Genomic DNA, 18,327 nt, shown 5'->3' with positions numbered 1-18,327 from the left:
TATCCAAACCACGGGTTCGCGTCAAACGAAGCCCGCAGACTGTGTCATCACTTCGAATTGCCAATTATTGCAATTCGTTCGAGTGCTCGCTCACGGAGCCACGGCATGCTGCATGACAACCATGACATGACCGAGTTTGGGATGATTGAACTCGATCCGCACTGGAACAATTCCCAGACCGTCGATCTTTCTGAACCAGACAGCACCTGGCTGGGGAGCTGCCAGTTTTTCCCTGTTCGGAGAGTCCTTGATGAACCCTGCAACCTGGCGACCAACGAAATCGCACCGCATGGCCTGCCCGGAATAGGCTTCGTCCTGACCCTGCGGGATATCGACCATGACGGGGCCGTGTACCACCATCTGTGTCAGTCGGAGGCCGTCGAAAATGACCTGCGAGCCATCGCATTTTCCTGTTGTCGCAAGGGAATGTAGCAGATGCGCCATGCCGCTCAGGGTATCGACCGTGTGAGGCAGCAAATCTGCAGGAATAGGTTCGCGATCGGTTTCCGGTGGCTGGAGGTCCACCACCTTCGGAGTATCGTTCGAGAACTCCAGCCGGACATGCCTGTTTTTGCCGCGCGAAATGCCACCGCTGTCAAACAGCACCGGTTGCACATTGCCGTCCGGAATAAATTGCCCCTGAACATGCGACGTCACATCCATCGTTACGAACCAGCTGATCAGGCCTGCCGGCTTGATCTGGGTGCTGCCGCCATAGCCCCAGGGCTGGAGCTGATAGGACGTCTTGGCGTTCAGAACGTGAAAGCCCTTGATATAGACAGCATAAGTCGCGTTGACCTGCGGCTCAGCTCGGGCTGAACCACAAGCCAGTCCCGCCATCAGGGCAAGACTGACTGCGACTGCAAAAGCCTTAAACGTCAAGATTGGCAACTTTCAGGGCATTACCGACGATAAAGTCCCTGCGCGGCTCCACGACATCCCCCATCAGCGTCGAGAAAACCTGACCGGCATCTTCGACATCCCCGATCCTGACCTGCAACAGGGTCCGCGTCGAAGGATCGAGCGTTGTGTGCCATAGCTGCTCGTCATTCATCTCGCCCAGTCCCTTGAACCGGTTGATGGTCAGTCCGCGACGTCCCTGAAGCAGAATACGCTCCATGACGGCTGCGGGACCGAACAGGTCGTAGGATGTGGGATCAAGCGTCAGGGTGACGGGTTTTGCAAAATCACGGGCCAGCCGCTCCCATTCCGAAACCAGCCAGCGGGCTTCCACCGAACGCAGGAGCGAAGGCTCGATGCGGTACACTTCGCCCACGCCGCGGACGGAGCGCGCGCATTCCAGGCCGGTTTCCGAAATGGAGACCTTCCAGCCGCGTTCGTTGGGCAGTGAGGCACCATCAAGTCGCTGCTGGAATTCCGCCATGCGCGAGGTGGCAACAGCGATATTGCTGTCCAGAACACCCGAAATGGCTGCCTGCTCCATGACCCAGACCGGCACCTTGGAGGCAATGCTCTGAAGGCGACGGGCCGTAGCCGACATGAACGTGATTTCTTCGGCCAGCGCCTCGCCCGTAAGTTCCCGACCGTCAGCAAAACGCAAGGTTGCATTCGTCAGCGCCTTGTCCAGCAGATACTGTTCAAGAGCGGCGTCATCCTTGAGGTAACGCTCTTCCTGACCACGCTTGGCGCGATAAAGCGGCGGCTGGGCAATGTAGAGATAGCCCTGCTCGATCAGTTCCGGCATCTGGCGGAAGAAGAACGTCAGCAGCAGCGTGCGGATGTGCGAGCCGTCGACGTCAGCATCCGTCATGATGACGATCTTATGGTAGCGCAGCTTTTCGGCCGAGAAACCACCCTGATCGACTTCCCCGCGCCCAATGCCGGTGCCAAGAGCCGTAATCAGCGTACCGATTTCCGCAGAGCCCAGCATCCGGTCAAAGCGCGCGCGTTCTACGTTCAGGATCTTGCCACGCAGCGGCAGGATGGCCTGGAAGCGACGGTCCCGGCCCTGCTTGGCCGTGCCGCCTGCAGAGTCACCCTCGACGATGAAGATTTCAGCCTTGGACGCATCGCGCTCCTGGCAGTCCGCAAGCTTGCCCGGAAGTGACGAGACATCCAGCACGCCCTTGCGGCGCGTCAGCTCACGCGCACGGCGTGCTGCTTCACGAGCACTGGCGGCGTCGATGATCTTGGCGACAATCGCCTTGGCTTCCTTGGGATGCGTCTCAAACCAGTGAGAAATCGCATCGGACGCCGCAGCATGGACGACGGGCTGGACTTCAGACGAGACCAGCTTGTCCTTCGTCTGGGACGAGAACTTCGGATCCGGTACCTTGACGGACAGCACGGCTGTCATGCCTTCACGCATGTCTTCGCCCGTCAGCGAGCCCGCCTCACGCTTGGCCACCCCTTCGGCATACTTGCCCACAACGCGGGTCAGAGCCTGACGGAAGCCCGCCAGATGCGTACCGCCATCGCGCTGTGGGATGTTGTTCGTGAAGCACAGCATCGTCTCGTGATAGCTGTCGTTCCAGGTTAGTGCGAACTCGACGCGGATGCCGCTTTCCGGATTGTCGATCTCGCCTACGATCGGTGGCGTGACGATGGAAGTTTTTGAAGAATCAAGCCATTCCGCGAAAGCGCTCAGGCCGCCTTCATAATGAAAACGCAGTTCCTTTGGCTCTGCATGACGCTCATCGCGCAGGATGATCAGCATGCCGGAGTTCAGGAACGCCAGTTCGCGGACGCGGCGTTCAAGAATGGAGAGCTCAAAATCGACCTTCGTAAAGGTCTGCTTGCTGGGTTTGAACGTGACCAGAGTGCCACGGTCTTCCGTGGACGGACCGATGACGTGCAGGGCTTCATCGCGTTCGCCATGCTGGAAGCGGATCTTGTGCTCCAGACCATTGCGCCAGATGAGCACCTCCATCCATTCGGACAGGGCATTCACCACGGCCGCACCCACGCCATGCAAACCGCCGGAAACCTTGTAGGAGTTCTGGTTAAACTTGCCGCCAGCATGAAGCTTGGTCAGCACGACCTCAGCCGCGCTGATGCCCTCTTCAGGATGCAGATCGGTCGGAATACCACGGCCATTGTCGCGGACCGAGACGGAACCATCGCCGTTCAGGGTCAGGATGCAGTATGTCGCGTGCCCGGCCTGGGCTTCATCGACGGCATTGTCGATGATCTCGAAAACCATATGGTGCAGGCCCGAGCCATCGTCCGTGTCGCCGATATACATGCCCGGACGTTTGCGGACGGCATCCAGCCCCTTGAGTACCGAAATGGACGACGCGCCGTAATCTTCACCGTCTGCGCCTGGGGTCTCGGGCTGGTTCTGGGTCTCTGACATGCGCGTGACGGTCTCCGTGGTACTCTGAAAAACTGTTGGGTCAGTATAGCCTGCGCCGGACAGTTAGACCAGCGGTGGGCATGCGTCAGGCCGGAGATATGCTTCCGTTCCTGACCGAAAAAAACTGGGCCCGGCCTTCTAGTGCTGCAAAAGGCGCGTGGTCCGTGCCGGTGATCAGAACGGGCGCGCGCAGTTTCTCAAGACTGTCGAGAAGGGCATGGCGGCGGGTTTCGTCCAGATGGACCAGAGGTTCATCCAGAAGGATGGCCGGAGCATGGCCTCGTTCCTGCGTCATCAGCCGCGCATGGGACAGAACTGTGCCGGTCAGCATGACTTTCTGCTGACCGCTGCTGGAGAGTTCTGCAGGACGTCCCGTGGCGGTGTCCGAAAGGGTGAAATCGGCTCTGTGCGCCCCGAGGGACGTGGTGGCGCGTTGCCGGTCTTCGGTGCGGGACTGCTGAAGACTGCCTCTGATCCAGTCCTCGACGTCCAGTGCGGGCTGACAGGCCAGACGGGTGGAAATGGCGCAGTCCAGATGGAGGGTGCTGGAAGAAAATCCAGCATTTTCAAACGGATGAACGTTCATGCTCTCAACGAGTGCGAGGCGCGCAGCAGACGCCGCAACTGCATGACGGGCGATGGAATCTTCAATGGATGTAAGCCACGCCGTCTCGGTCGGGCGGTCGGCCAGAACCCTGTTGCGGCTGACAACCGAGCGGTCATGGGCGGCAATCTGGCGACCATGATCGGGAGAAAGGGCCATGACCAGCCGATCCAGAAAGCGCCGCCGACCGCTGGACCCTTCCTGAAAAAGCCGATCCATCTGCGGGGTCAGCCAGACGCAGGAAAACCTCTGGCCGATCGCGGCCTGAGAGCGGATGTTTTCCCCATCGAGGCGGAATGTACGACGCTGTTTTTCGTTTAACTCACTTCCTGTTCCGATCCGGAATTCATCCAGACCGGACTGGAGCGTCGCCGCAACGCCCCACCGCTCGGCGCCAGTGCGACACAGTGCGGGAAGTGGCGCGCCTCTTAATCCACGCCCTGGAGCCAGCAGCGAAACGGCTTCCAGCAGATTGGTCTTTCCGGACCCGTTTTCTCCCGTCAGGACCAGAATGGAAGCATCCGGGGTCCAGACGGCATGGGTGTAATTCCGGAAATCCGTCAGCGCGAGCCGGGTCAGTTTCAATCGCGGCTCGTGTTCAGACCCGCATGGGCATCAGGACATACAGCGCCGAAGGCGATGCCGTGTCACGAACGATGGTGGGCGCAGAGCTGTCGGAAAATGCGAATTCCACTTCCACGTCGATCTGGTCGGTAATGTCAGTGAGGTAACGCGCCTGAAAGCCGATCTCGATCGGAGCGGCATCGTAGGAGACGGCGTTTTCGTCCAGCTCCTCATGAGCCACGCCCTGATCGGGGCTGGTGGCGGAGAGGTTTAGCATATTCTGCGTGACAGACAGCTTGACCGGGCGCGAGCGTTCCTGGCTGATGGCCGCAACGCGGCCGACAGCCGCTGCGAAATCACGCTTGCCGACACGTAGGATACGATCATTGCCCTTCGGGATGACGCGCTCATATTCCGGGAAAGTTCCGTCAATCAGCTTGGAGGTCAGAAGGACGGGGCCAGCCTGGAACTGGATCCGCGTGTCAGACAGGGAGACTTCCAGATCAGCCGCCCCTTCGTCCAGAAGCTTGCGGAGTTCGTTGACGGTCTTGCGGGGAATGATGACGCCGGGCATGCCGCGAGCACCTTCGGGCAGGTCCGTTTCAACGCGTGCCAGACGGTGACCGTCCGTGGCGACGGCTCGCAGCATCGGAGTGGCCCCGTTTTCTGCAACATGCAGATAGATGCCGTTCAGGTAGTAGCGCGTTTCTTCGTTTGAAATGGCGAATTTGGTGCGGTCGATCAGACCGCGAAGCGTTGCTGCGGGCAGCGAGAAACGGTGCGGCAGATCTCCGGCGACCATGGCCGGGAAATCATCGACCGGCAGAATGTTCAGGCTGGTGGCATAACGGCCCGCACGCAGGGCCAGCGGTGCTTCGCTGTCCTGATGATCGAACTCAAGTGCGACACTATCCGGCAGTTTGCGGACGATTTCGAAAAGTACCGCGGCAGGCACGGTGGTGGAGCCAGAGCGCTCGCCCGTGGCGGGAACGTCTTCGACGACGGCGATTTCCATATCCGTGGCTGTGAGGCGCAAAACCTCGTTCTCAAAGCTCATCAGAACGTTGGCCAGAATGGGAATGGTATTCCGCTTTTCCGCAACGCCATGAATATGCGCCAGAGCCCGTTGCAGCAGGGTACGGTCAACCTTGAATTTCATTCCGGGCCTCAGGAAGATCTTGAATTAATTGAGAGAACCTAGCAGACCCCCGCCCCTCGGGAAAGAGAGGGATCGGGGGCTGGCAGAGGTCAGCCTTCGAGCATCCGGCGCAGCAGTTCCACGTCCTCGGCAAAGGACGCGTCCTGATCCATCAACTCGGTCACGCGGTTGACGGCATGCATGACCGTCGTGTGGTCGCGGTTGCCGAATTTACGTCCGATTTCTGGAAGCGAGCGGCTCGTCAACTGTTTGGCCAGATACATGGCGACCTGACGCGGGCGAGCGACGGCGCGCGCGCGTCGGGCAGAGGACATGTCCGTCAGGCGGATATTCCAGTGCTCGGAAACCTTGCGCTGGATTTCTTCGATCGTGACGCGGCGATCGTGGGCCTTCAGCATGTCCTTGAGAACATCCTGCGTCGTATCGAGCGTAACCGGACGGCCAACGAGATCTGCATGCGCGATCAGGCGATTGAGCGCCCCTTCAAGTTCACGAACATTGGTCGTGATCTTGTGCGCGAGATATTCCAGAACCTTGGACGGAACATGCGTCCCCGAGGCCTTGGCCTTGGCTTCCAGAATGGAAATACGCAGCTCGAAGGTCGTAGCGTGGATATCCGCGACCATCCCGCAGCCCAGGCGGGTCCGCAGGCGGTCTTCAAGACCCGAAAGGTCGGACGGGCTCTTGTCCGCACTGACGATGATCTGGCGGCCTGCATCCACGAGAGCATTGAACGTGTGGAAGAATTCTTCCTGCGTGTTGTCCTTGCCGATCAGGAACTGAAGATCGTCAATCATCAGCACGTCAACGGATCGGAGCTGTTCCTTGAACTCCATCGTGGACTGCGAACGGATTGCCGCGATGAAGCGGTACATGAACTTTTCCGCAGACATATAGGCCACGGAGACCTTGCCGGTGCGGGTCAGTTCTGTACCGATAGCGTGCATTAAATGCGTCTTACCGAGGCCTACGCCGCCATACAGAAACAGCGGGTTGAAACCGGGGCTTGAAGGCTTCTCGGCCACGCGGCGTGCGCAGGCATAGGCAAATTCGTTCGGCTTGCCGACGATGAAGGTGTCGAACGTGAAGCGCGGATCAAGCGGTACGGCCAGATCGCTGCGGCTCTCGGACACAACGCTTTGCGGCGTACTGTCGCTGGAGGGGCCGGTTGCGTCCTCTGTATCTTCAGCATCGTCCGCGGGGACCTCGGGCAGCCCCCGCTTGACCTGGAGCTCCACGCCCTTGATGTCTTCGCGTTCAGTACGCCAGAGCGTCTGAAGGCGCTCTTCATACTGGCTGCGAACCCAGTCGCGCAGGAATCGCGTGGGCAGATAGAGTGTCAGTTCATCTTCGTCGAGTGGCCCCAGAACGATCTGCCGGAGCCATGTCCGGTATTCGACCTCGCCAACCTCACTCTTCAGTTTCTCACGAACGCGGACCCAGGCGGTCTCAAGCGATGTCGTCGAACCGGGGGCGGAGGCGCTGGCGTCCAGATACTGAGCGTTTTCCACCATTGTACCCCCTTTCATGTCCAGTCCCGCAGCAGGCGGGCATCAGTTGTGGTTCCCTGCGCGCAGGGCGGTTGTGCTCTCGACAGAAAACCTGCAGCAGAAACGCAGGAGAATTTCCGGAGAGCCGGGCATCCGATACTTTTTTGTCGAACGCTCAGGATAGGCGTCCGTTCTGCCCGAAGCAAGCTGGAACACGAAGGGTTCAGCGGGATGTCATGAGGGTGTTCCCCATAAGCAACCCAAAGTCAGACGCTCGGGGAAAGTTCTGGGATGCAGTCAAAAAAGAACGCGCTCCCGGAGGGGAGCGCGTTCTTCAGTTCCGACCCGAAGGTGAAGCTCAGGCGGTTGCCAGAGCCTTCACGCGGGCGGACAGACGGGACAGCTTGCGGCTGATCGTGTTCTTTGCGATCACGCCCTTGCCTGCTGCGCGCTGCATTTCCGGCTGTGCAACCTTGAAGGCTTCCGCAGCAGCGGATTTGTCGCCGGACTGGATGGCGAGTTCGACCTTCTTGATGAACGTACGCATGCGGGACATGCGGGCAACGTTGCGCTCACGGCGACGTTCATTCTGACGGATGCGCTTGCGGGCAGAAGCTGTGTTTGCCATGGATCTTTCGGTTCACTTTGCGTTTTGGTCGCGTAAATGGTTGGCGCCCTCTACTCCCCCCGGACGGGTCCCGTCAAGCGTTTTGCACATTTTACACAGGATGGGGGCATCTTTCCGCGCCCACTCATTTCTGACAGGTCGCGCAGAAGAACGTCGAACGGCCCGCCTGCGTGATGCGCCGGATCGGACTGGATTCTCCACAATTGGGGCATGGAGCCCCTTCCCGCCCATAGACGAGGTGCAGGTCCTGAAATCCGCCTTTGGTGCCGTCAGCCTGCACGTAGTCGCGCAGGGACGACCCTCCGGAGGCGATGGCCTGTTCCAGAATTTGCGGGATGGCCTCTGAAAGCGCTGCGGTCTCCGGAGCGGTCAGGGTACAGGCCTGCCGTTCAGGATGGATGCCGCAGCGGAACAGCGCCTCACACACATAGATGTTGCCAAGCCCGGCAATCAGTTTCTGGTCCAGCAGGGCGGATTTCACTGGTGTACGCCTGTTCCGGAACAGTGCCGTCAGTGCCTGTCCCGTCATCGTGGGAGAAAGAGGCTCCATGCCCAGATGCGCGAGAAGGCGGTGATCGTCCTCGTCGGATGTCCGCACAATATCGACCATTCCGAAGCGCCGGGGATCGACAAGCCCTGCCCGCGCACCGCTGTCCGTCTCCAGAACCAGATGTTCGTGGGCTGGCGGAGTCGCATTCGTCCCTGCCCTGCCGATCGTGAGCCGGCCCGACATGCCCAGGTGCAGCAGCATGCTCCACCCGCCCTCAAGACGCATGAGAATATACTTCGCGCGCCTGCGGAAAGAGAGAACACGCCGGCCTTCCAGCTTCTCCCGCAGATCTGCGGGAAACGGCCATCGAAGGTCCGGGCGGTTGACGGAAACATGACTGATTCGATGCCCTTCAAAGACATCACGAAACCCGCGCATGACGGTTTCGACTTCTGGAAGCTCTGGCATGGCTGGCCTCAACGATATATCGGTTGCCTCATGACCGATAGCGCAGAACACAACGCCTCGCCCTTCCAGTCCTCCGCCCAGGCCGAGGACACCATTGATTTCGGCTACCGCAATGTCCCGCGTGGCCAGAAAAAGACGATGGTCCGGGAGGTGTTTGAGAGCGTCGCCGGGAAATACGACATCATGAATGACGTGATGTCGCTGGGAATTCACCGCGTCTGGAAGCGCATTTTTGTGGGCATGCTCAATCCGCGCCCCAATATGAAGCTGCTGGATCTGGCAGGCGGTACGGGCGACATCACATTTGGCTGGCTGCGTGCCGGGGGTGGTCCGGCCATCCTGTCCGACATCAATGCCGCCATGCTGTCCGTGGGTCGTGACCGCGCCATCAAGGCCGGGTTGATCGGCAAGATCGAGGTCTGTGTCGTAGACGCGGAAGCCATCCCCCTCCCCGACTGCTCCGTTGATCGCGTGACGATTGCCTTTGGCCTGCGCAACTGCACGGACAAATCGGCTGTCCTGCGCGAGGCACGTCGCGTTCTCAAACCGGGCGGACGCTTTTTCTGCCTCGAATTCTCGCAAGTCGAGATCGCGGCTCTCGCACCGATTTATGACCTGTGGTCCTTCCAGGTTCTGCCCAAGATGGGACAGATCATCGCCAAGGATTCCGAGAGCTACCAGTATCTCGCCGAGAGCATCCGCATGTTCCCCGATCAGGAAACGCTGGCTCAGATGATGCGCGATGCCGGTTTGGAGCAGGTCCAGTACCGCAATCTGTCCGGTGGTATTGCCGCCATCCATTCCGGCTGGCGCCTGTAAAACCATGCGCCGCGTCCTGCTGATCGTCTCGGGAGGGATTGCGGCGTTCCGGGCGCTCGAACTCGTGCGCCTGCTGCGGGCGGATGGCATTGCCGTCACGCCAGTCATGACCGAAGCTGCCAAGGCCTTCGTCACGCCGCTCAGTCTCGAGACACTGGCAGGCGAGCGTGTGCATGACGCGCTGTTCGAACCCACGCAGGAAAGCGAAATCGGCCATATTGCCCTGGCCCGGAGTGCTGATCTGGCGGTGGTCTGCCCCGCCACAGCCAACATCATGGCCCGCATGGCCCATGGGCTCGCGGATGATCTGCCGACTACATTGCTTCTCGCGACTACCTCTCCCATTCTGCTGGCCCCGGCCATGAATGTGCGGATGTGGGAGCATCCCGCCACACAGGCCAATCTGAAACTGCTTGAGGCGCGGGGTGTCTCCGTCATTGGTCCCGATGTGGGCAGCATGGCCTGTGGTGAAGTCGGCGCCGGACGTCTGAGCGAACCTCCGGTAATCCGCGATGCGATTCTGCGTCTTCTGACGCCCGATCATTCCCTTTCCGGGCGCCACATTCTGGTAACGGCGGGTCCGACGGTTGAGCCGCTCGATCCCGTGCGATTCCTGTCGAACCATTCCTCAGGCCGACAGGGCTATGCTATCGCAGCGGCTCTGGCGAAGCGGGGCGCGACCGTCACGCTGGTCAGCGGTCCGGTTTCGATTTCTGTTCCCAAGGGTGTACGCCACATCCCGGTCCAGACAGCGCGCGACATGCTGGCCGCCTGTGAAGCCGCTTTGCCAGCCGATGCCGCAATCTGCACAGCGGCCGTCAGCGACTGGCGCGCAAAAGACCTCGCCCCCGGCAAGATCAAGAAAACCGGCGATGGGCCGCCTACGCTCGAGTTGGTGGAAAACCCGGACATTCTGGCAACCCTCTGCCATGCGCCTCAACGTCCGCGCCTCGTCGTGGGCTTTGCGGCCGAGACGGACGATGTGCTGCAAAATGCGCAGGCCAAGCGTCTGCGTAAGGGATGCGACTGGCTGGTCGCCAATGATGTCCGACACGGCGTGTTCGGTGCCATGCGCAATACCGTCAGCCTGATTGACGACCACGGCCTTCAGAACTGGCCGGAAATGGACAAGACGGACGTTGCGGAACAGCTCGGTCAGCGTATTGCAGCGTTCTTTGTCAATCCGCCTTCATAGGGCGCGCAATCCGGGGTAAGACAGAGGCCATGACAACAGACCTGATTGATGTGCGCATCACGCGCCTGCCTCATTCCGAGGGGCTTCCCCTCCCTGCCTACGCCACAGCCGGTGCCGCGGGTTTCGACTTCCTGGCCGCAGTGGATGCGCCCATGACGATCGCTCCGGGCGAGCGCGTTCTCGTTCCAACGGGCCTGTGTATCGCTCTGCCCGCGGCTTATGAGCTTCAGGTCCGTCCGCGCTCGGGTCTTGCACTTAAGCACGGCATCACCCTGCCCAATTCGCCCGGCACTATCGACGAAGACTATCGTGGCGAGCTTCGCATCATCGTCATGAACGCGGGGACCGAACCCTTTACGATTGAGCGTGGCACCCGGATCGCGCAGGGCGTTCTGGCCCCGGTTTCGCGCCTGCGCTGGTCGGAAGTCGAGACGCTGGACGAGACGGTTCGTGGCCACAGCGGTTTTGGCAGCACCGGTCACTGATTCCTCAACGACCTCAGAATTTTTCCTGGCATGCAGAAAACACTTGAGACTTCCAGAGGTCTCTTTTTAACCTCTGGTTTCCATCAGGAACGGGGACAGCACTCACCATGACGGGCAGCCCGATGGCCATGCCCTTGCGGATCATGCATCGCTGGCGCCAGCGCATGAGTGGCGTTGAACTCTCGATCCTGTTCTGTGTAACCGCAGTCGCGCTTCTTGTCGTCCGGCATTCTCCGGCCGTGCCTGTCGTGACGGGAGCGTTACCGGGTGTCTCTGTGGGACTCTGGGTCATCGCAGCCCTGACCCTGCTGCATGTTGCGCTGTCGCTCATGACCGTCGTGGCGGCGTCCCTGCTCGTGGCAGGAGGCGCATGCCAGTGGCCGCGTTTCAGGGCCTTCCTGATCCCGGCCCTCTCGGTTGCTCGCGCTGTCCCCGGCCTTGGCCTGATCGGGATCTGTGCGGCTGTTTTTCCTGCTTCTGTGACCATCGTTCTGGTTGCGGCCTCCAGCATGATCTGGCGGATCGTAACAGCAGTTCTGGATGCGGAAGATACCCTTTCGCCTGCGCTTGACGAAGTGGCGACTGGCCTGCGGATGACGGGATGGCAGCGTTTCTGGCGCTTGCAGATTCCCGTCGCAGTGCCGCTGACAACCTTCAGGGCCATGCAGGCCATGCCGGCGTTCTGGGTGCGCCTGCTGGCTGCGGAAGGTCTGATGATGCTGATGAGCCATCAGACGAACGAAGGATGTGGTGCAGCGGTCCTGCACGCCATGCTAGATCACCATCCGCTCAGGATCGTTAAAATATCGCTCGTCATTCTTCTGCTAATTCTTCTTGTCGATCAGGCTGTCATGCGCCCGGTTCTTGGCTGGGCGCAGCGCTATCGACCGGAAGGCCCGATTGAGGAGCGCCCGCGTCCCCAGTCATGGCTTCTGACGATCTGGCGACGGACAAAGCCGATGCTCTGGCTCAGCGGAATGGTGGGGGAAGCTCTCACCTGGATCGGAAACTGGCGCATCGGCCGCCCTCGGAGCATTCTTCCCGAACAGGACAGCGGCGCTTCCCCGGAACTCCCCAAGGCGCTCCTGCCCGGCATTTCGCTGCTTCTGCTCATTTATGCGGTCTACCATGCCGGTCTTCTGCGGCTTGTTCCGTCGGATCTGGCCCAGAGCATCCTGACCCTGTCGCATGTGTGTGAAACGCTGGTTCTGTGTCTTCTGGTCTGGGTGCCGCTGGGCCTGCTGATCAGCGAACGCAAACCCGCCTTACGGAATCTGTGCCGGAGTGCCGTGGCGGCCTGCGGTCTTTTCCCCGCCGTGCTTCTCTATCCCCTGTGCCGGGAACTGGGGCTCAACTCCGCAGTCGTGCTCCTTTTTCTGGGCGCGCATTGGCTGGTCGGGATCGTCGTGCTGGATGCGGCAAAGGCCATCCCCTCAGGTCTGCGACAAGTCGCCACCGGCCTGAGGCTGCGCGGCTTTCTGCTGTGGCGCAGGCTGCTTCTGCCCGCCATCGCCCCAGAACTTTGCGGCGGTCTGCTGACCGCGGTCGTTCCGGTCTGGAATGCCGTAATGGTGGCGGAGGCTTTCGTGCCATCCGACAGCGGGCTCGGTGCTACGCTGCTTTCCGAAGTGCTCGGCGGTGCCGTGGGCGCGCAGATCCTTGCACTGATGCTGCTGACGCTTTTGTCCATGCTGCTGGATCGTCTGGTCCTGCAACCCCTCGCCGTGAACGCGGCCCAGAAATATACCATCTGAACCTCAGGCTGAAATCCACAGATCCATGAAATCCCTCCTGTCCCTTCGCGAATGTCGCCAGACCTATCTCAAGGAGAGCAGCACGGATCTGGTCGTCCTTGATCACATCAGCTTTGATGTGAGAACGGGAGAAATCCTTGGCCTTCTTGGGCGCTCGGGTTCCGGAAAATCCTCCCTGCTGCGGATCATGGCCGGGCTGACGCCGCCAGTGTCGGGAGAGGTGCTCTGGCAGGGCACGCCAGTGACAGGCCCGCTGGATGGCGTGGCGACCGTCTTTCAGTCCGGCGCACTGTTCCCCTGGCTGACACTGAGACAGAACGTGGCTCTGGGTCTGGAAATGCGCCGTCTGCCCCGTGCCGAGCGCGAGTCCATGACGGACGCCGCCATCGCGGTCATGGGGCTTGAGGGCTACGAAAACGCCTATCCAAAGGAGCTCTCAGACGCCCTCAGTCAGCGTGTCTCCTTTGCCCGTGCGCTGGCCCTTCAGCCCTCGCTGCTGCTGCTGGACGAGCCGTTTTCTGCGCTGGACATGCTGAGTGCGGAAAACCTGCGGACCGACCTGATCGAACTGTGGGACGAAAAGCGCCTGCCGCTCAAGGCCATGCTTCTGGCCACGCACGGGATTGAGGAGGCAGTTCTGATGTGTGACCGGATCCTCATTTTCTCGTCCAGCCCCGGGCGCGTGACACATGAAATCGCGGTGCCCTTTCCCCATCCGCGCAATCGCGAGGACGAGGATTTCCGCCGTTTCGTGGACCAGATCTATACGCTTATGACACGCCGTGCCCCGATCGTGTCCGAAGCCGACCCCGTCCAGCAGGCCTCTGCCTCTGGCATGACCCTCCCGCCATTTTCCATCGTGCTCCCCGATCTCGCGGTCGAGGTTCTGGTCGGGTTGATGGAAGTTCTGCAAAGTGAACCGCTGTCAGGCCGTGCGGATCTGCCCGAACTGGCGCAGCGCCTTCAGATGACGCTCGATGACCTGTTGCCGCTCGGAGAATCGCTCCAGCTTCTGGATCTGGCGGAACTGGAAGACGGCGATATTTTGCTCACGCCCGATGGCCAGGCGTTCGTCGAAGGCGATTCCGACACCCGCAAGGACCTGATGCGGACGGCATTGCTGCATCACCTGCCCCTGCTCCGCTCCATCCGCGGCACGCTGGACGAGCGTTCGAGCCATGTCGTTGATGCCGCACGCTTCCGTAAGGCGATGGAAGAGAGTATGTCGCCCGATTACGCACGCCAGACCCTCACCACAGCGATTGGCTGGGCCCGTTACGCCGAACTCTTCGACTATGACGAAGAGTCCGACCGCTTCCATCTGGAGAACGAGGAGTAAGCTCCACCCTCAGGCGCAGCAGACGCGTTTGTCCGCAATTGCCTGCGTGAAGGCTTTCCAGTCCTTTTCGCTCTGATCGGCGTAGTGAACCGCGAAATCGGCAATGGCGCGGGCGAAGGAATGACCCTTCCCCAGATAGCCGGCCAGCAGCGGAAGATCAGCGGAACGACCATGCGACCGCCCAAGCGTGCGTCCACACAACGCCGCGTATTCAGGCAGAAGACCGTTTTCGATTTTTTCGCCGATCATGGCCAGCCGCACGTCTTTGGTCTGACGGACATAAAAATCCCGCCCGCCACCCGCCTTACGGCCGGTCTGCGCCGTCGTGCGCTTGCCGCTGGTATGGGTCCAGCCCAGAAACGTGTCCGAACTGGCCTGCATGATGCGTTGCCCCGTCACGACGCGTTCGCCATGATTGGTCATGTCCACGGCACCCTGAAAAGGTTCGAGCACAGATGTCTGGGCTTCCTTGATCTGAAGGATCAGCGGCTCGTGATCGGCTGTCGTGAATAGTCCGAGCGCACAGAACGTCCCGACGCTGCCAATTCCCACGACCTTGAACAGGACATCCTGCAGCGCATAGCGTTCCAGCACGATCCTGCGCTCGGGCGGCATGTCGCCGACATAGCGGGCGAAGGCCCCACGGACGATATCGTTATGCTGCGGCAGGCGCGTGACGAAAGGCGGATGTTCTTTCAGGCGCACCGAAGATTTGGGATCGATCATTCCGAAATGACCGGAAATTGCCCCCAGTTCGGACTGGATTTTCTCCATCATGCCCGTCCGCGTCGTGTCGTCCTTGATGCCGTCTATGACCGCACGCAGATCAATCCGCACGTTCCAGGCCTGAAGCGGCGGCAGTTCCGACAGACGGGCAATTTCCTCGACATAATGTCGGACCGCGGAAACCGCCAGGCGACGACAGTGCTTTTCAGGCAGAGACGCTTCGCGTCCGGCCAGCACAAGGCTGGTTGCCAGACGTTTGAGATCCCATTCGAATGTCGCGGGTGCCGTTTCGTCGAAATCATTGATATCGAAAACCGGCAGCCCTTCCGGAGATGGATAGCACCCGAAATTATCCAGATGGCAGTCCCCACAGGATTGGACGCGTATCCTGGTCGCAGGCGTAAAAGACAGGTCCGAGGCCATGACCGCCGCCGACCCGCGCAGGAATGCAAAGGGCGAGGCTTTCATGCGCTGATGGCGGATGGGAAGCAGGTCCGCAATCCGGCTCTTCCCCTGCTCCAGCAGAATTCCAATCGGATCAGGCCGTTTGGCTGGAGCCGTCCAGAGAGCGTGGCTGCTACGCTTGACGGTTTTGCGCAGTGCGACGCCCGCTGCGTAACGGGCCTGACGGGTGCGGAGCGTGGGAAAGACGGGTGCTTTTGTCATGGTTTGTCACGTTATCCGAAAAACGCTCTCTGACAAAGCACCCTGCGCTTTTCAGTCAGGCTGTTTGAGACGATCCCGATAGAGCTTGCGCGCCTTGGCAACCTTGGGAGCTACAACGGCCGCACAATAGGCCGTTTGCGGGTTGCGGGCGAAATAATCGTGATGCTTTTCTTCGGCTGGCCAGAAATGGGCCACGCCTTCAATGGACGTGACGATCGGCTCCGGCCAGAGGCCTTCCGCCGTAATTTCTTCCAGAACCTTGCTGGCTGTCTCCTGCTGGTCGTCATCTCCGAAAATGACGGATCTGTACTGCGTCCCGATATCGTTGCCCTGGCGGTTGAGCTGTGTGGGGTCGTGCGTCGTGAAAAATACGCGCAGTACGTCCTCCAGCCCGATCTCGGCCGGATCGAACACGACTTTCACAACTTCGGCATGGCCCGTCCGACCTGTGCAGACGGCTTCGTAGCTGGGGTGATCGACGCTGCCGCCAGCGTAACCCGGCTCAGCCGAGACAATGCCGCGCAGACCTGCAAAGACAGCCTCGACGCACCAGAAGCAGCCTGCGCCAAGGAGAATGGAGGACAGGTTGGAAGACGGGGTCGTCATGATGATGCTCCATTAAAAGGACAGCCTCCCCATATGGGGAGGCTGAACCTGTCTGACGAGTTTCAGGCTGGATTTTATGGGGCTGCCGTGACGATCGGGAGCCACACGGCGCTGGCATGGTCGCCACCCCGATGGATAGTCTGCGTGGCCGAATGGTAATCCGGTGCCTTGGCGTCGAAGATATTCGGCACGAAGGTCTGCGGATTGCGGTCATAGAGCGGAAACCAGCTCGACTGGATCTGGATCATGATCCGGTGTCCCTTGAGGAACACATGGTTCATGGCCGGAAGCGTGAAGTGGTATTCCTGTACCTGCCCAGCCGGAATAGCGGACGGATGGGCAAAATTCTGCCGGTAACGGCCCCGGAAAATATCCATGGACATCGGCAGTTCATAGCCGCCCATTTTGGGATTGTCCGGCGTGTGCCCCGGCTGCACGTCGATGATTTTCACAACCCAGTCCGCATCCGTCCCGGTGGTCGTGGCGAACAGATCCGCCGTCGGTACGCCAGACACCCGAACCGGCGCATCGAGAACGGGGGTCTCGTAGGTCAGGACATCCGGACGGCTTTCGGCGAAACGCTGATCCGACACCAGCCAGGGCTTCCAGCGCGGATCTCCGTCCATCATGTAAGGACGCTCGACAAACGGCACCGGATGCGCCGGATCAGCCACATAGCTGTCCGTTCCGGGCAAGGTCCGCTTGAACGCGAGGCCGTGATCCGGCTGGAGGTACAGGCGCTCGCCCTTCTGCATGCAGGACGTTCCGCAGTCGCTCAGCCAGTTGCGGAAGTGATCCCAGCGGTTCTCGCCGGTATTGTAAATGATGGCTTCATCCAGATGCGGATCCGGCGCGTTCTTCAGATAGTGGTCAAAGAACGGGCGCATGACATTGGCGCGATACCACAGCGCGGTATCGCCATTGAAATGCAGTGGACCAAGCGTGGAGCCATCATAGTTCACACCGCTATGGCGCCACGGCCCCATGACGAGGATGTTCGGAACCTGCGTATGGTGCGCCTTGAGGTTCATCCAGGAATGGATCGCCCCCCACATGTCTTCCTGGTCCCACAGCCCCTGTTCCCAGATGGTCGGAACCTTGAGCGGCTTTTTTACGATCAGCTGATCCAGCGCCTGATCCTGCCAGAAGGCGTCGTAGGCCGGATGCGCTTTCGTACGGCGCCACCAGGGGAACTGGTCCAGCCCGGCTTTCGTCGCGAAATTGCCGGTGGAAACATCCGCAAGGAACGTCGTGTAGTCGTCCTCATCAGGACGGTCGAGAGAGACGCCGGAACCCGCCGCCGCCATCTGTCCGGCAAAATAGTCCAGACTGGGCTGGCGGAATGCGCCGTAATGGAACCAGTCATCGCCCATCCAGCCATCAACCATCGGGCTTTCCGGAGACGCGACCTTCAGGGCCGGATGGGGGTCCAGCAGCGCCATGACGACCGTCCAGCCCTCATAGGACGATCCAGTCATGCCGACGCGGCCATTTCCCTGCGGTACGTTCTTGACCAGCCAGTCGACCGTATCCCAGGCGTCGGTCGTATCATCCGTCTTCGTCGGGTTCAGCGGACCGATCGGGGGGCGCGTCATTACGTAATCCCCCTGTGAGCCGTATTTGCCGCGGATGTCCTGAAAAACGCGGATATAGCCCCCGTCCACGAACACGTCGTCTCCCTGCGGCAGGAGCGCACGCATGGTTTTCGCATCGGCATCGCGGCTGGCGCGCTTGCTGGCATTGTAGGGCGTGCGCGTCAGCAGCATCGGCGCGTTTTTGGCATCTTTGGGAATGACGATGACGGTATGGAGCTTGATACCGTCGCGCATCGGAATCATGACGTCGCGCTTGATGTAGTCGCGCTCGACCGGTGGCATGCTGACATGCGCAGGGATGTCGCTGCCGGTCTGGATCATGTCGGGCGTGACCGGCAGGCTGGGAACGGGTTCGGCGGCTTGCGCTGCACACAGGCAGGTTACGGCCAGAGCTGTGCCGAGGCTCAGAAAATGACGTCTCAC

General features: G+C 60.5%; 15 protein-coding genes. 5 read left to right on the top strand and 10 right to left on the bottom strand.

Annotated elements, in window-relative coordinates; translation table 11 throughout:
• Nucleotides 1-90: 90 nt before the first annotated feature.
• The 7 genes from HK22_RS04000 to mutM form a co-directional block, all read right to left on the bottom strand.
• A complete protein-coding gene (locus tag HK22_RS04000) occupies nt 91-882 on the bottom strand; it encodes a DUF3108 domain-containing protein (protein WP_233142381.1) in 792 nt (263 codons plus the stop codon).
• Nucleotides 872-3,316 carry a DNA topoisomerase (ATP-hydrolyzing) subunit B gene (gyrB, locus tag HK22_RS03995; protein WP_086648414.1) on the bottom strand — a complete coding sequence of 815 codons (2,445 nt, stop codon included), beginning with the start codon at nt 3,314-3,316 and terminating at the stop codon, nt 872-874. The genes HK22_RS04000 and gyrB overlap by 11 nt, the downstream gene beginning before the upstream one ends.
• An 85-nt stretch (nt 3,317-3,401) precedes the next feature.
• The gene (gene recF / locus HK22_RS03990; RefSeq protein ID WP_086648413.1) at nt 3,402-4,505 is read right to left on the bottom strand and encodes a DNA replication/repair protein RecF; all 1,104 of its coding nucleotides are present in this window, start codon (nt 4,503-4,505) and stop codon (nt 3,402-3,404) included.
• Nucleotides 4,506-4,518: 13 nt separating this feature from the next.
• Entirely contained in the window at nt 4,519-5,643 is a 1,125-nt protein-coding gene (gene dnaN, locus HK22_RS03985; RefSeq protein ID WP_086648412.1) for a DNA polymerase III subunit beta, read from the bottom strand.
• 89 nt (nt 5,644-5,732) lie between these two features.
• Complete coding sequence (gene dnaA, locus HK22_RS03980; RefSeq protein WP_086648487.1) at nt 5,733-7,154, bottom strand: chromosomal replication initiator protein DnaA; 1,422 nt, start codon at nt 7,152-7,154, stop codon at nt 5,733-5,735.
• 337 nt (nt 7,155-7,491) lie between these two features.
• Nucleotides 7,492-7,761 carry a 30S ribosomal protein S20 gene (rpsT, locus tag HK22_RS03975; protein WP_062031354.1) on the bottom strand — a complete coding sequence of 90 codons (270 nt, stop codon included), beginning with the start codon at nt 7,759-7,761 and terminating at the stop codon, nt 7,492-7,494.
• 124 nt (nt 7,762-7,885) lie between these two features.
• A complete protein-coding gene (gene mutM / locus HK22_RS03970; RefSeq protein ID WP_086648411.1) occupies nt 7,886-8,719 on the bottom strand; it encodes a bifunctional DNA-formamidopyrimidine glycosylase/DNA-(apurinic or apyrimidinic site) lyase in 834 nt (277 codons plus the stop codon).
• A gap of 30 nt (nt 8,720-8,749) precedes the next feature.
• On the opposite strand from mutM, the gene HK22_RS03965 reads away from it, so the two are divergent.
• From HK22_RS03965 to HK22_RS03945, 5 genes are all read left to right on the top strand, one after another.
• Nucleotides 8,750-9,538 carry a class I SAM-dependent methyltransferase gene (locus tag HK22_RS03965; RefSeq protein ID WP_062031345.1) on the top strand — a complete coding sequence of 263 codons (789 nt, stop codon included), beginning with the start codon at nt 8,750-8,752 and terminating at the stop codon, nt 9,536-9,538.
• A gap of 4 nt (nt 9,539-9,542) precedes the next feature.
• Nucleotides 9,543-10,733, top strand: coding sequence for a bifunctional phosphopantothenoylcysteine decarboxylase/phosphopantothenate--cysteine ligase CoaBC (gene coaBC / locus HK22_RS03960; protein WP_086648410.1), 1,191 nt, complete (start codon nt 9,543-9,545; stop codon nt 10,731-10,733).
• Between the two features lie 29 nt (nt 10,734-10,762).
• The gene (gene dut / locus HK22_RS03955) at nt 10,763-11,218 is read left to right on the top strand and encodes a dUTP diphosphatase (RefSeq protein WP_062031336.1); all 456 of its coding nucleotides are present in this window, start codon (nt 10,763-10,765) and stop codon (nt 11,216-11,218) included.
• 107 nt (nt 11,219-11,325) lie between these two features.
• On the top strand, nt 11,326-12,972 hold the full coding sequence (locus tag HK22_RS03950) for an ABC transporter permease subunit (protein WP_086648409.1): 1,647 nt from the start codon (nt 11,326-11,328) through the stop codon (nt 12,970-12,972).
• A 25-nt stretch (nt 12,973-12,997) separates the two neighbouring features.
• Nucleotides 12,998-14,311, top strand: coding sequence for an AAA-associated domain-containing protein (locus tag HK22_RS03945; protein ID WP_077802931.1), 1,314 nt, complete (start codon nt 12,998-13,000; stop codon nt 14,309-14,311).
• Nucleotides 14,312-14,320: 9 nt separating this feature from the next.
• On the opposite strand, the gene HK22_RS03940 is transcribed toward HK22_RS03945, so the two are convergent.
• From HK22_RS03940 to HK22_RS03930, 3 genes are all read right to left on the bottom strand, one after another.
• Nucleotides 14,321-15,703, bottom strand: coding sequence for a DUF2252 domain-containing protein (locus HK22_RS03940; RefSeq protein ID WP_086648408.1), 1,383 nt, complete (start codon nt 15,701-15,703; stop codon nt 14,321-14,323).
• A gap of 51 nt (nt 15,704-15,754) precedes the next feature.
• Nucleotides 15,755-16,309: a peptide-methionine (S)-S-oxide reductase MsrA gene (msrA, locus tag HK22_RS03935; RefSeq protein ID WP_086648407.1), complete on the bottom strand. Its 555-nt coding sequence runs from the start codon at nt 16,307-16,309 to the stop codon at nt 15,755-15,757.
• A 74-nt stretch (nt 16,310-16,383) separates the two neighbouring features.
• Nucleotides 16,384-18,327, bottom strand: a complete 1,944-nt coding sequence (locus HK22_RS03930) for a CocE/NonD family hydrolase (protein ID WP_086648406.1) — start codon at nt 18,325-18,327, stop codon at nt 16,384-16,386.

The organism is Gluconobacter sp. DsW_056 (assembly GCF_002153595.1).
GTDB lineage: Bacteria > Pseudomonadota > Alphaproteobacteria > Acetobacterales > Acetobacteraceae > Gluconobacter > Gluconobacter albidus.
Note: the sequence above shows the minus strand (reverse complement) of the source record. Positions and strands in the feature narration are given on the sequence as shown.